This window comes from Tropicimonas sp. IMCC6043, from assembly GCF_004146235.1.
Classification (GTDB): domain Bacteria; phylum Pseudomonadota; class Alphaproteobacteria; order Rhodobacterales; family Rhodobacteraceae; genus Tropicimonas.
In genome coordinates this window covers 102,059-114,907 of sequence record NZ_SELO01000001.1, presented here as the reverse complement: position 1 = coordinate 114,907, position 12,849 = coordinate 102,059, and the positions used below count along the sequence as shown (strand labels likewise).

Sequence of the window (12,849 nt, the reverse complement as noted above, 5' to 3'; positions counted from 1 at the left end):
CGGTCGGGTGTCTAGAAGGTGGTCTTGATCTGCGAGACGGCGAGTTGGTTTGAAATGTCGCTGGACAGGTCCTCCACGCCACCGGTAATGACCGAAACGACTGCAAGGGCAATCCCGACGATAGCGGCACAGAGCACCACCCAGTCGACGGTCACGGCACCGTCCTGCTCGGCCGCGAAAGCGGGGATCCGTTTGAAAAGTCTCATTGGTGTCCTCTCTGGTCGAAATGTTTCGCCTTGGCGACTGTCTCCACACGCCGCCGGGCATCGGTCTGTTCAGGTGTTTGCGCAACCAATGGGAACCACGCAATCGTGGCGAAGTTCCGGCTGGGCCGGATTGCCGCCTACGGAGTCGTCAGGTCCATGGCGGATCGCGAAAGAATGTTTCGCGCCGTTGCCGCCCTGCGACATCTTATCCGAAAAGAGCGTTGACGCCCTCCGCCGCCGCGCCTAAGGTCGCGCGCACTAAAGCTAAGGAATCTCCGAGAATGACCAGCATTCTTGTACTCGTAGGGGAAAGGCGCATGGGCCGGTAACGGTAGACCATAACGGTACCCCATGCGCCCTCGTCTGTGACGGGGGTTTTTTATTGTCTCGAACGCCAGCGAATGGAGAAGCAAGATGGCGCAGCAGATGACCGGAGCAAGAATGGTGGTTCAGGCCCTGAAGGATCAGGGCGTGGACGTCGTGTTCGGCTATCCCGGCGGCGCCGTGCTTCCGATCTATGACGAGATTTTCCTCGACCAGGGAATCAAGCATATCCTGGTGCGCCACGAACAGGGCGCCACCCATGCCGCCGAGGGATATGCACGCTCGACCGGCAAGCCCGGCGTCGTCCTGGTGACCTCCGGTCCGGGGGCGACGAACGCGGTCACTGGCATCACCGATGCGCTGATGGATTCGATCCCGCTCGTCGTCCTGACGGGTCAGGTCCCGACCTTCATGATCGGGTCGGACGGCTTCCAGGAGGCGGACACCGTCGGCATCACCCGGCCCTGCACCAAGCATAACTGGCTGGTGAAGGACACTGACCTGCTCGCGGAGACGATCCACGAGGCATTCCACGTCGCCACTACCGGCCGCCCCGGCCCGGTGCTGATCGACATCCCCAAGGACGTCCAGTTCGCCACCGGCACCTATCTGGGCCCGCGCGAAGCGCCGCAGGGCCATTACCGGCCCAAGGTGAAGGGCGATATCGAGATGATCACCGAACTCGTCGCGGCGATGGAGACGGCGGAGCGGCCGATCTTCTATACCGGCGGCGGCGTGATCAATTCCGGTCCGATCGCGAGCCAGCTCCTGCGCGAATTCGTCGAGGCGACGGGCTTCCCGATCACCTCGACGCTGATGGGGCTCGGCGCCTACCCGGCCTCCGGCGAGAAGTGGCTGGGCATGCTGGGCATGCACGGGCTCTACGAGGCCAACCTGGCGATGCATGACTGCGATCTGATGATCAACATCGGCGCCCGGTTCGACGACCGGATCACCGGCCGCATCGCCGATTTTAGCCCCGGCTCGCGCAAGGCGCATATCGACATCGACCCCTCCTCGATCAACAAGGTGATCCGCACCGATTTCCCGATCGTCGGCGACGTGGCGCATGTGCTGGAAGATGCGCTGCGCATCTGGAAGGCGCGCGGGCGCAAGGTGAACCGGGAGGCACTGGCGAAATGGTGGGCGCAGATCGAGGAGTGGAAGGACATCCGCTGCCTCGACTACAAGGGCTCGGACACGGTCATCAAGCCGCAATACGCGCTGCAGCGGCTCGAGGCGCTGACTCGCGGGCATGACCGCTACATCACCACCGATGTCGGCCAGCACCAGATGTGGGCGGCGCAGTTCCTGACCTTCGAGGACCCGAACCGCTGGATGACCAGCGGAGGCCTCGGCACCATGGGCTACGGCCTGCCGGCCTCGATCGGCGTGCAGGTGGCGCATCCCGAGAGCCTCGTCATCAATGTCGCGGGCGACGCCTCCTTCCTGATGAACATCCAGGAGATGGGCACCGCGCGGCAATACGACCTGCCGGTCAAGCAGTTCATCCTGAACAACGAGCGTCTCGGCATGGTGCGCCAGTGGCAGGAACTGCTGCATGGCGAGCGCTACTCGCACAGCTGGTCGGAGGCGCTGCCCGATTTCGTTAAGCTCGCCGAGGCGTTCGGCGGCAAGGGCTTCGTGGTGAGCGATCCGAAGGATCTCGACGACGCGATCATGGAAATGATCGCCTATGACGGACCGGTGATCCTCGACTGCCTGGTCGAGAAGCACGAGAACTGCTTCCCGATGATCCCGTCGGGCGAGCCGCACAACTCGATGTTGCTCGGCGAGGCCTCGACCAAGGATGCCATCGGCAGTTCGGGTGCGGTTCTCGTCTGATCGGTGAGACCGCAGGAATCGAACGGCCGGCCCGTGCAGGGCCGGCCGTTCTCACGTCCCAAGCGTGCGAGCGGTCTATTTCGGGAGATAGAGCGGGTCATCGGGCACCGACCCGACCGTAAGCTGGCCGAAGCTCACCGTCAGTCCCCCGCTCTGCGGCGAGCAGGCCATCGGTCCGAGCCGCGCATCCTTCGCGACAAAATCCGTCACCCGCAGGATCTGCCAGGACCCGGCGATGCGGGCATGGACGAACACCGCCGTGTCCGTCGCCGTCATCCGGATCGTGCAGGTGTCCGGCGTCGAGCCGAGCGGCGTCATCGACCAGTCCGAACAGCCATCCGTCACCACGACCGCAAGGTTCGGCCGCCCGTCGGCATACTCGATGCCAGCCTTGATCCAGCGCGTCTCGTCTTCCCAGAGCAACAGGCCCGCCTGTTCGTATTTGGCTGCGAACTGCCCGGAAAAGGTGATTTCGGCGGCAAACCGGCCGGGCATCCCGAAGAGCAGCGCATGACCGCTCGCCCGTTCGAAACCGTAATGCGTCCGGCGCCAGAAATCCGTGCCTTCGGCGGTCACCATCTCCAGCCGGTCGCCGCGAATCCGCGATGCGACCGGCGGGTTGAGCCAGGTGCCCTGGTCAAATGGAAGCGTCTCCGCCATCGCCCCTCTCCCATTTCCGGGACCGCGCCGCGAAGGTCAGGACTCCTTCGCCGCCGCGACATCCTCCGGCGAGCCGACATTGCGCACGGCCACCGCCCGGTCGATCCGCCGGATCATGCCGCTCAGCGCCTTGCCCGCACCGATCTCCCAGATCTCGCTGACGCCCTGCTCGGACATCCACGCTACCGATTCCCGCCAGCGCACCGCCGAGGTCACCTGTTCGACCAGCAGCGCCCGGATCTCGTCCGGGTCGGTCACCGCAGCGGCCCGCACATTGGCCACCACCGGCACTTTCGGCGCCGCGATCGTGACACCCGCAAGCGCCTCGGCCATCACCTCGGCCGCCGGTTGCATCAGCGCGCAATGGAAGGGCGCGGAGACCGGCAGAAGGACCGCACGCTTGGCGCCCTTCCCCTTGGCGATCTCGACCGCGCGCTCGACCGCCGCCTTGGTGCCGGAGACCACGACCTGCGCCGGATCGTTGTCATTCGCGGCAGCGCAGACGTCACCCTCCGCGGCCTCAACGGCTACCTCCGAGACAGCTTCGTACCCCAGCCCCAGGATCGCCGCCATCGCTCCCTCGCCCACCGGCACCGCGGCCTGCATGGCCTTGCCGCGCGTGCGCAGGAGCCGGGCCGTGTCTGTGACGCTGAGCGCCTCCGCGGCGGCCAGCGCCGAGTATTCACCGAGCGAGTGGCCGGCGACGTAGCTTGCCGTCGCGAGGCCTAGACCTTCGGACTCCAGCGCCCTGAGCGCGGCGATCGATGTCGCCATCAGCGCCGGTTGCGCGTTCTCGGTCAGCGTGAGCGTCTCGATGTCGCCCTCCCAGATCAGGCTCGACAGTCTCTCGCCAAGCGCCGCGTCCACTTCGTCGAACACCGCCTTTGCACCCGGATAGGCGTCGGCCAGCGCCTTGCCCATGCCGATCGTCTGTGCGCCCTGTCCCGGAAAAACGAATGCGCGGCTCATTTGGTGCCCCTCCCTCTGGTTGTGCGTGGCGCCGTGCTCTAACCGCTCCGAACCGTCCCGGCAAGCGGCGTGCCGTCTCAGGCCGGCCCGCGCCCGCCTCGCCGGAAACGTCCTCAGCCGCCCACCGGGTTGGGCGCAAATTCGATTCCATGCTATGGTTGCACCACGCACGAACGACCCGTTTTCATCGGAGTGAACATGGCTGACTCTATCAAAGGGCGAATGTCCCTGCTCCTGCTGTTTGTTCTCGGCCTCTCGCCGGCCACCGCAATGGCCCAGGCCACGCTGGAAGCGCGCGGCGCGGTCGACATCGTCGGCAACCCGCCGCGAGGAATATTCCAGAGCGATGGCGGCGTTGTCGCCACCACCCAGGCCAACGCCTCCTATCGGGTGACGGCCATCACCCGGCAGCAATCCGGCATCGGCCAGACCACGACCTGGGTGCAGATTGCGCCCGCTGGCGATCCGAACGCCGCGCCACTTGGCTGGGTAGCCTATCCCGGCAGCGGCGGAGATCTCGTGATGTCCGACCCGCCGAGAACACGCAGCGTTGCTCAGAATGGCCTGAAGACCAGCCCCATGACCACCCGAACGATCCTGGAGATGGCCCAATGACCGCGTTCCTTTCGTCAAACCTCTTCCTCATCACCATCCTGCCCGCCCTCTGCTTCGCCTTCGGCGTCCTGCTCTCGGACTTCCTGCGCCTGCACAAGACCCGCCGGTTCGGCCTCTATGGCATGGCGGTTCCGGTCGGGCTCGTTGTCATCCCGATGATGGTGAACAGTTCCATGGTGGTCGAGCCGATCGTGCTGGAGAACGGCACCCCCTTCATCGACAAGAAATTTGCCTTTCTCGACAACGAGATGAACTACATGATGTTTGCCGGAATCCTGATGTTCATGGGGACATCGGTGCCGCCGCTCTTCCAGGAACTGCGCAAGCGCCACGGCAAGGCCCCGCCCGCACAACAGGAACCCGGCGAGTGAGCCGCAGGCCGACCCCTGGCAATCCCGGGCTGACGCGGCCATTGGCTCTTGCATTGCAGGCCCGGGCGGCGTAGACCGCCGCATCTCCGCACATCGCTTGACCAGCGGCGCCTCTCGTGGACGGGCCGCGGAGATCATCGCCCGCCCTATGAAGGCCGCTTTAGAAACGAAAGGTACGCGCATGCCGCTTTACGAGCATGTCTTCATCTCGCGTCAGGATCTTTCCAACGCGCAGGCCGAAGGGCTGATCGAGCACTTCTCGACCGTCCTTGCCGACAATGGCGGCAAGGTCGTCGACCAGGAATACTGGGGCGTCAAGACCATGGCCTACAAGATCAACAAGAACCGCAAGGGCCACTATGCCTTCCTCAAGACCGACGCCCCCGCGCCGGCCGTGCAGGAAATGGAGCGTCTGATGCGCCTGCATGACGACGTGATGCGCGTGCTCACCATCAAGGTGGACGAGCATGTCGAAGGCCCGTCGGTCCAGATGCAGAAGCGCGACGAACGCGACGACCGCCGTCGCGAACGCCGTTAATCCAACACCTGAGAAGAGGAGCTTAAACCATGGCTGCAAAACCGTTTTTCCGCCGCCGCAAGGTCTGCCCGTTCTCCGGTGAGAACGCGCCCAAGATCGACTACAAGGACACCCGTCTGCTGCAGCGCTACGTTTCCGAGCGCGGCAAGATCGTGCCCTCCCGCATCACCGCCGTCTCGGCCAAGAAGCAGCGCGAACTCGCGCGCGCCATCAAGCGCGCCCGCTTCCTCGCCCTGCTTCCCTATGCCGTGAAATAAGGAGAGACATCATGGACGTCATCCTTCTGGAACGCGTGGCCAAGCTCGGCCAGATGGGCGAGGTGGTTTCCGTCAAAGACGGCTACGCCCGCAACTTCCTGCTGCCGCAGGGCAAGGCGCTGCGCGCCAACGAGGTCAACAAGGCCCGGTTTGAGGCCGAGAAGGCCCAGCTCGAGGCCCGCAACCTCGAGAGCCGGAAAGAGGCCGAGAAGCTGGCCGCCGAGCTCGACGGACAGCAGTTCATCGTGATTCGCTCGGCCTCCGACGCCGGCGCGCTCTATGGCTCGGTCACCCCGCGCGACGCCGCAGAGGCGGCCACCGCCGGCGGTTTCTCGGTGGACAAGAAGCAGGTTGCCCTGACCCGTCCGATCAAGGACCTTGGTCTGCACGAGGTGCATGTGAACCTGCACCCCGAGGTCGTGGCGACGATCGTCATGAACGTTGCTCGCTCGCAGGAAGAGGCCGAACTGCAGGCCACCGGCAAGACCATCCAGGAAGTCGCCGCCGAAGAAGAGGCCGCGAACGAGTTCGAGATTGCCGAACTCTTCGACGACATCGGCTCGGCCGCCTCCGAGGACGAGGCGCTGCGTGGCGCGACCGCCGAGGAAGCCCCGCAGGACCCGATCGAGGACTGACCGGCCAACGCCGGAAAGACAGGACGGGCCGCCCCGATCGGGCGGCCCGTTTTCGTTTTGAAAGCCGCCGTGCCTGCTGGCTACGTCTCCGAGATCGTGTCGAGAATAACCGCCTCGAGCGCGCCGTAGACCCGTTCCCACGCAGCCCGGTCCTCGGCTCCGAATGCGGTGCCGAGTTGATCCTCGAGCGCGTGGATCAGCGCCGCGCCGGCATGGGAATACTGATCCGGTCGCAAACCATAGCCAACGTGACGACGCGCGAGGTCGCGCGCCGCGGGAACGAGCGTGTCGGTGTCGTCGAGCACGCCCATGATGAAATCGAGCGTCAACGCGAGCTTGCCGCGCTGCGCCGCCATGTCCTCGCCGAAAAGCGCGCGGCTTGTCGGATCGATCCGGAAAAGGTGACCGTAGAAGGCGGTCGTCAGAGCCTCGGGGTCGGCCGCCGCCACTGCCCAGCCCTGCCGCACTCGCTCGATGTCATCGCTGTTCATGTCGCTGTCTTCCCTTTTTGCTTTGGCGTCCCCAAGCCTTCCGCTTCGGCCGGTAGCGGACGTTCCTCGGCAACGTCGCTCCGCTCCGGTAGTAAATGGTGAGCATCTGGTCCGAACGCGGGTTCCGCCCCGTCTGACGATAGCCGAGGCGGGTCGCTGCCAGCCACCCGTAGGTCCAGCCGCCTTTCTTGCCCGTGACCTCCTGCGCGGAAGCCGTGGATCCCGAAGCGCTCGTGGCCGTTCGGATCGCGCTCTTCGCCGGGATTGTCATCCCCGTATCTCCCAGCCCTGAAAGGCCTGTATTGGGAGCCATCATTGCCAGTTTTCTCGCCGCCCAGGCTATCCCTGCGGTATAGATCCAACAACGTGTAATCTCTTGTCGCGGACCGCAATCCTCTCGCCGTGACCACAAGGACCGGCGGCGCCTTCGAATCCGGCATCAAGGCGCCATCCGTCGAGGACGGGGCGCCTGGCACCGATGGAGACCGCACATCACAGGGCACCCCCGACGAAACCGCGAATCGACAGATTGCGGCTGAAATCGGGCAGAAACCTGCGCCAATCTATTAATATTCCTTAATTTTTAGGAAACTCCCCTTGATTCCGCAGCACAATTGGGGTTCCGGAAACATTGCGTTTCCAATTTCCACCACGTTCTTCCAACGGAATTTCCACAAAGCTTCCAAGGCCACGCCGTTTTCCTGAACAATTCTGAGGGCATTGAATGATTGTCGCTGCGGTGTTTCCGGTTCACGACAGGGCTGGGAAAGACACGCAGAACATGGATCGGGAAGGCCAGGAATGAAAAACGCCTCGGGGACCAGAGTCGTGCTCAGCGCGACCGCCCAGAACCTTCTGCGGATTACCATCGCCTCCTATTTCCTGGCCGGCGCGATCGGCCTAATCCCGGGAAGTTCGCTGCTGCCGCTGACGGCCCGGGTGCTGCCTCCGGAACTCGCGGGACCTGTGGCGACATTCTCGGTCTTCGGGCTCTCCTATTTGGTCATGATTGGGGTCTGGCTGCGCGGTGCCGCGCTGACGCTGGGCCTTCTGACATTCTGGGCCAGCTACCTGCGGATGCTCGAACTCGGCCTTGACGAGGACCTCGGAACCTTCTGGCGCGACCTCGCGCTGATCGCCGCGTTGATGCTCACCTATGCCGAAACCGACAGCGAGTCGGTCCGTCGCCGCAGTATCGTGCGGCGCCCCCGGCCCCGCCGCATCCATCCGCGCCGCCTTGGGGACGAGAACGGCGCACGTGGCGACGCGAAGGAGACCGAAAAGCTCTCCATCGAGGAGATGGAGCGGCTGTTCCACGAAGATTTCGAGAACGCACGCTCCGGTTAACACCGTCTGCGCCTTCCCTTGCGCCGCGCAAGGCCCTACATGGCGCTTTATGCAAGCTTCAGTTCATATCATCGGCGGCGGCATGGCCGGCTCCGAAGCTGCCTGGCAGGCCGCGGAGGCCGGTGTGCCAGTGGTGCTCCACGAGATGCGGCCAAAGGTCGGCACCTTCGCCCACCGCACCGGCAACCTTGCCGAGATGGTCTGTTCCAATTCCTTCCGCTCCGACGATGACGAGCAGAATGCCGTGGGCCTGCTGCACTGGGAGATGCGGGCGGCGGGCGGCCTCATCATGGCCACGGCCGATGCCCATGCTCTGCCCGCTGGCGGCGCTCTGGCGGTTGACCGCGAGCCCTTCGCCGAGACGGTGACGCGCAAGCTCCGCGCCCATCCGCAGATCACCATCGTCGAGGGTGAGGTCACCGCCCTGCCCGGCCCCGACAACGGCCCCGTGATCATCGCCACCGGTCCGCTCACCTCGGGCGCGCTGGCCGAGGCGATCGCCCGGGAGACCGGCGCCGAGAGCCTCGCCTTCTTCGACGCTATCGCCCCAATCGTTTATGCCGACAGCATCGACATGTCGGTCGCCTGGATGCAGTCGCGATACGACAAGGGCGAGACCGCGGAAGAGCGCCGCGCCTATCTCAACTGCCCGATGACCCGCGACCAATACGAGGGTTTCATCGACGCCCTGCTCGCGGCCGACAAGACCGAGTTCCACGAGGGCGAGACGGCGGGCTATTTCGACGGCTGCCTGCCGATCGAGGTCATGGCCGAGCGGGGCCGCGAAACGCTGCGCCACGGGCCGATGAAGCCGGTGGGCCTCACCAACGCGCACAAGCCGGAGGAAAAGGCCTACGCGGTGGTCCAGCTCCGCCGCGACAACGCGCTCGGCACGCTCTACAACATCGTCGGTTTCCAGACGAAGATGAAATATGGCGCGCAGACGGAGGTCTTCCGGATGATCCCGGGGCTCGAGACTGCCCGTTTCGCACGCCTCGGCGGTATCCACCGCAATACGTTCATCAACTCTCCCACGCTGCTCGACAGCGAGATGCGGCTTCGTTCCCGCCCGCATATCCGCTTTGCCGGCCAGATCACCGGCGTCGAAGGCTATGTCGAGAGTTCCGCCATGGGGCTGCTGGCCGGCCGTATGGCCGCCGCCGAGTTGCAGTGCCGGCGCTTGCCTCCGGTGCCGGCCGACACTGCCATGGGCGCGCTGCTGACCCACATCACTGGTGGCGCCGACGCCAAGACGTTTCAGCCGATGAACGTCAATTTCGGCCTCTTCCGCCCGGTCGAGGCGAAGGGGGGGCGCCGCGGGCGCAAGGTCCGCTACAAACTCTATACCGACCGTGCCAAGGCGGCCTGGTCCGAATGGCTGGGCCTGCCTGCGCCGGTTCCGGCCGAAAGCGAGGTCTCGTGAACTACCTGCTCGCCATCCTGCTGCCGCCGCTGTCGATTGCCATCGCCGGCCGGCCGATCCTCGGCTTCATCACGTTCCTGATCTGGGTCCCGGCGATCATCTTCTCCGGCGGGCTGACCCACCCGATGTTCATCCTTCTGGCCTGGCTCCTCATCCACCAATCAAGCGTCACCCGCGAACGGTGAAAGCCAGCTCGGGCGTCGCCTGGGCCCTTGTTCCCGGCATCTCCACTCGGCTACCCTCCCCGGGCGCAACGGGAGGAAAACCTTGGAATACGTGGATCTTATCGGCTGGGCCGCTTCGGCGGCCACGCTCGCAACCTATTCGATGAAGACGATGCTGCCGCTGCGGATCGCCGCGATCATCTCGAACCTGTTCTTCATCGCCTATTCGTTGCTGCTCAGCCTCTGGCCGATGCTGTTCCTGGACCTGATCCTCCTGCCCTTCAACCTCTGGCGCACGGCGCAGATCCTGCGACTCCGGCGCCGGGTCGCGGCGACCCGAAGCGTCGATTCGCTCGATTTCTCGGTGCTGAAGAGCTATAGCCGCCCTCGGAGAATGCCGGCCGGCACAGACATTTTTTGCCGGGGCGACACGCCGGATGCGCTCTATTTCATCGACTCTGGCGAGATTCGGCTGGAGGAACTCGACATAACCCTCGGGGCTGGCGAGATCTTCGGCGAGATCGCCTTTTTCACCGATGCCAAGGCGCGCACGGCGACCGCGCGCTGCACCGTCGACTCACAGGTCCACGTTGTCGACGAGGCCACCTTCCTGCGGCTCTATTTCCAGGATCCCGCTTTCGGCATGGCGATCATGAAGACGATCACGCGCCGGCTTGTCCAATCGGTCGAACGCCGGCCCGACATGTTCCAGCACAGTTTCGCTGGCCCGGGCGCCGCGGCCGTCGCGACTGGGACGCGTTGAACTTCCGGGCCAGCAATCGCGCCTGCGGTCCGGACCCTTTTCCCCCGCGCACGGCCATCAGAATCTACAGCTATTCCCGACCTGGTCCGCGTCGCGTCACCCAGTCAAGCGCATCGTCCAGGCGGTCATCGCCCCAGAACAGCTCGCCGCCCACCACGAATGTGGGGGAGCCGAAGACACCTATCTCCATTGCCTCCGCCGTGGCGGCGGACAGGGCGTCCGCGATCCGGTCTGACCTTGCGGTCGCCAAGACAGCGCGCGAATCTTGGCCGATCTCTTTCAGGCTTGCCGAGATGTTCGGCTCCTCTCCGGCCGGCTCGCCGCCTTCGAACCAGCGGCGATAGGTGGTGCGCGAGTACTCCTCCACCCAGCCTTCCTCGACACCGACGGTGGCGACCAGGTTGGCAAAGACGAGCTCGGGCAACGGATAGGGCACCGGAAAACGCGGCGCGAGACCGTAGCGGTCCGCGCGCCGTTCGATGTCGCGCCACATATAGGCGGTCTTGACCGGTTTTCCCTTGAACGGAATGTTGTTCTGCTCGGTCATGATGTGGCGAACATTGAACGGTCGCCACCGAAAGGTAACCCCGGATTCCCGTTCGATATCCGCAAGCCGCATGACCGTCAGGTAGCTGTAAGTGCTTCCGATGGAATACCAGAAATCGATCTGCGTCATGTCGTTTCCTCCGCTTTTCCGGCTCGCGATAAGCAGGCTAGCGAAAGCCGGCCGACGCGACTACAGAGTTTGTCTCCTGCCCCGGATCACCGCACGGATGGTCGTCCCTCGACCGTGTCTGTATCGGTAAGGTCTTGCGAGGCGTCCTCTCTCCCGAGATCACACGCTGATCTTTCGCTTGCCTTCCCCGGCTCACTGGCGCCACATCCCAATCTGTCATGATGATCACTCGCTTCGCTCCTTCGCCGACCGGCCCGCTGCATCTGGGACACGCCTATTCGGCGCTGCTGGCCCGGGACATAGCGCAGCGTGCCGGTGGGCGCTTCCTGCTCCGGATCGAAGACATCGACCGGAGCCGGTCCCGGCCAGGCTGGGAGGCGCAGATCTTCGACGATCTCCATTGGCTCGGGCTCACGTGGCCCTTGCCGGTGATGCGCCAGTCGGATCGTCTGCCTTTCTATCGCGCGGCGCTGGACCGGCTCTGGGAACGCGGATTGCTCTACCCCTGTTCCTGCCGGCGGCGCGATATTCTGGCCGCCGCAGAAGCCCCGCAGGAGGGTGGCACGCCGCTCACGGGCCCGGACGGTGTGATCTATCCCGGCACCTGCCGCAACCGTCCCCGCCCGGCGGAAATGCCGGAAGATGCGCTGCGGTTGAACATGAAGAAGGCCGTGGATACCGTTGACGAAGTGTCATTTCTCGAGGAAGGGAGCGGGCCGTCCGGCGAAACCGGCCGGATCGTCGTCCCGGCCGAGGAAATGATCTCGGGCATCGGCGACATCGTGCTCGCGCGGCGCGACATGGGGACATCCTATCACCTCGCGGTCACCCTCGACGATGCCGCACAGGGCATCAGCCTCGTCGTCCGCGGCCGCGACCTGTTCGAGGCGACGGCGATCCATGTCCTGTTGCAGCGCCTGCTCGGCCTGCCGACGCCGGTCTATCACCACCATCGGCTGATCCGCGACGAGACCGGAAAGCGCCTGGCCAAGCGCGACGACGCCCGGGCGATCGCCCGATACCGCGCCGAGGGCGCGACCCCCGAAGATATTCGCACCATGGTCGGCCTCGCCTAGGAAGCGTGTGTTTTTGCAGCGGTCCTGCGTACCGCGCCTCCGACGAAGATACTCGGCAGCGGGAAAAAGCCGCGTCGCGTGCGCTATTCCATGGGAGCGGTCAGGATCACCTCGGCATCCTCCTGGATCGCGGTATAGAAACAGCTGCGACGATTGGTGTGGCAGGCCGGCCCGGTCTGGTCGACGAGGAGCAGCAGGCAGTCGCGGTCGCAATCCACCCGCATCTCCACCAGCGCCTGCACATGGCCCGACGTCTCGCCCTTTACCCAGAAGTTTTTTCGTGATCGGGACCAGTATGTTACGCGGCGTGTTTCAAGCGTCTTCGCAACGGCCTCGGCGGACATCCAGGCCATCATCAGAACCTCGCCCGTCGTGGCATCCTGCGCGATTGCCGGGATCAGGCCCTGTGCGTCAAAGCGCAGGCTCTGCGGATCGAACCCCATGTCGCCTCCTTTGCAATTCTCGGTCAGCAGGCGTAGATAAAGAAGG

General features: G+C 64.7%; 17 protein-coding genes. 11 read left to right on the top strand and 6 right to left on the bottom strand.

Going from position 1 to position 12,849, the window contains the following annotated elements; all coding sequences use genetic code 11:
* Positions 1-11 precede the first annotated feature (11 nt).
* The gene (locus EU800_RS00555; protein WP_129627294.1) at positions 12-206 is read right to left on the bottom strand and encodes a pilus assembly protein; all 195 of its coding nucleotides are present in this window, start codon (positions 204-206) and stop codon (positions 12-14) included.
* Between the two features lie 414 nt (positions 207-620).
* Between EU800_RS00555 and EU800_RS00550 the strand changes: the two genes are divergently transcribed.
* Positions 621-2,375, top strand: a complete 1,755-nt coding sequence (locus EU800_RS00550; RefSeq protein ID WP_129627291.1) for an acetolactate synthase 3 large subunit — start codon at positions 621-623, stop codon at positions 2,373-2,375.
* 75 nt (positions 2,376-2,450) lie between these two features.
* Here the strand turns inward: EU800_RS00550 and EU800_RS00545 are convergent, their stop codons facing one another.
* Complete coding sequence (locus EU800_RS00545; protein WP_129627288.1) at positions 2,451-3,035, bottom strand: DUF1349 domain-containing protein; 585 nt, start codon at positions 3,033-3,035, stop codon at positions 2,451-2,453.
* 36 nt (positions 3,036-3,071) lie between these two features.
* Positions 3,072-4,004 (bottom strand): ACP S-malonyltransferase, encoded by a 933-nt coding sequence (gene fabD / locus EU800_RS00540; protein ID WP_129627285.1) that lies wholly within the window; start codon positions 4,002-4,004, stop codon positions 3,072-3,074.
* Positions 4,005-4,202: 198 nt separating this feature from the next.
* Between fabD and EU800_RS00535 the strand changes: the two genes are divergently transcribed.
* The 5 genes from EU800_RS00535 to rplI all read left to right on the top strand — a co-directional run bounded on the left by EU800_RS00535 (position 4,203) and on the right by rplI (position 6,420).
* On the top strand, positions 4,203-4,619 hold the full coding sequence (locus tag EU800_RS00535) for a hypothetical protein (protein ID WP_129627282.1): 417 nt from the start codon (positions 4,203-4,205) through the stop codon (positions 4,617-4,619).
* Entirely contained in the window at positions 4,616-4,990 is a 375-nt protein-coding gene (locus EU800_RS00530; protein ID WP_129627279.1) for a hypothetical protein, read from the top strand. Before EU800_RS00535 ends, EU800_RS00530 begins: the two co-directional genes overlap by 4 nt.
* A 181-nt stretch (positions 4,991-5,171) precedes the next feature.
* A complete protein-coding gene (gene rpsF / locus EU800_RS00525; protein WP_129627276.1) occupies positions 5,172-5,528 on the top strand; it encodes a 30S ribosomal protein S6 in 357 nt (118 codons plus the stop codon).
* 29 nt (positions 5,529-5,557) lie between these two features.
* Positions 5,558-5,785 carry a 30S ribosomal protein S18 gene (gene rpsR, locus EU800_RS00520; protein WP_010139260.1) on the top strand — a complete coding sequence of 76 codons (228 nt, stop codon included), beginning with the start codon at positions 5,558-5,560 and terminating at the stop codon, positions 5,783-5,785.
* Between the two features lie 11 nt (positions 5,786-5,796).
* Entirely contained in the window at positions 5,797-6,420 is a 624-nt protein-coding gene (gene rplI / locus EU800_RS00515; RefSeq protein WP_129627273.1) for a 50S ribosomal protein L9, read from the top strand.
* An 80-nt stretch (positions 6,421-6,500) separates the two neighbouring features.
* On the opposite strand, the gene EU800_RS00510 is transcribed toward rplI, so the two are convergent.
* Entirely contained in the window at positions 6,501-6,911 is a 411-nt protein-coding gene (locus tag EU800_RS00510; protein ID WP_129627270.1) for a globin domain-containing protein, read from the bottom strand.
* Positions 6,912-7,712: 801 nt separating this feature from the next.
* On the opposite strand from EU800_RS00510, the gene EU800_RS00505 reads away from it, so the two are divergent.
* The 4 genes from EU800_RS00505 (at position 7,713) to EU800_RS00490 (ending at position 10,608) form a co-directional block, all read left to right on the top strand.
* Positions 7,713-8,258 carry a hypothetical protein gene (locus tag EU800_RS00505; RefSeq protein ID WP_129627267.1) on the top strand — a complete coding sequence of 182 codons (546 nt, stop codon included), beginning with the start codon at positions 7,713-7,715 and terminating at the stop codon, positions 8,256-8,258.
* A 49-nt stretch (positions 8,259-8,307) separates the two neighbouring features.
* Positions 8,308-9,681 (top strand): methylenetetrahydrofolate--tRNA-(uracil(54)-C(5))-methyltransferase (FADH(2)-oxidizing) TrmFO, encoded by a 1,374-nt coding sequence (gene trmFO, locus EU800_RS00500; RefSeq protein ID WP_129627264.1) that lies wholly within the window; start codon positions 8,308-8,310, stop codon positions 9,679-9,681.
* Entirely contained in the window at positions 9,678-9,866 is a 189-nt protein-coding gene (locus EU800_RS00495; RefSeq protein WP_129627261.1) for a hypothetical protein, read from the top strand. Before trmFO ends, EU800_RS00495 begins: the two co-directional genes overlap by 4 nt.
* Before the next feature lie 91 nt (positions 9,867-9,957).
* Positions 9,958-10,608 (top strand): Crp/Fnr family transcriptional regulator, encoded by a 651-nt coding sequence (locus EU800_RS00490; protein ID WP_242500372.1) that lies wholly within the window; start codon positions 9,958-9,960, stop codon positions 10,606-10,608.
* 70 nt (positions 10,609-10,678) lie between these two features.
* Here the strand turns inward: EU800_RS00490 and EU800_RS00485 are convergent, their stop codons facing one another.
* Positions 10,679-11,284, bottom strand: coding sequence for a 2-hydroxychromene-2-carboxylate isomerase (locus tag EU800_RS00485; RefSeq protein WP_129627258.1), 606 nt, complete (start codon positions 11,282-11,284; stop codon positions 10,679-10,681).
* A 221-nt stretch (positions 11,285-11,505) separates the two neighbouring features.
* Between EU800_RS00485 and gluQRS the strand changes: the two genes are divergently transcribed.
* Positions 11,506-12,360 (top strand): tRNA glutamyl-Q(34) synthetase GluQRS, encoded by an 855-nt coding sequence (gluQRS, locus tag EU800_RS00480; protein WP_129628121.1) that lies wholly within the window; start codon positions 11,506-11,508, stop codon positions 12,358-12,360.
* A gap of 83 nt (positions 12,361-12,443) precedes the next feature.
* On the opposite strand, the gene hisI is transcribed toward gluQRS, so the two are convergent.
* Complete coding sequence (hisI, locus tag EU800_RS00475; RefSeq protein WP_129627255.1) at positions 12,444-12,803, bottom strand: phosphoribosyl-AMP cyclohydrolase; 360 nt, start codon at positions 12,801-12,803, stop codon at positions 12,444-12,446.
* Positions 12,804-12,849 lie beyond the last annotated feature (46 nt).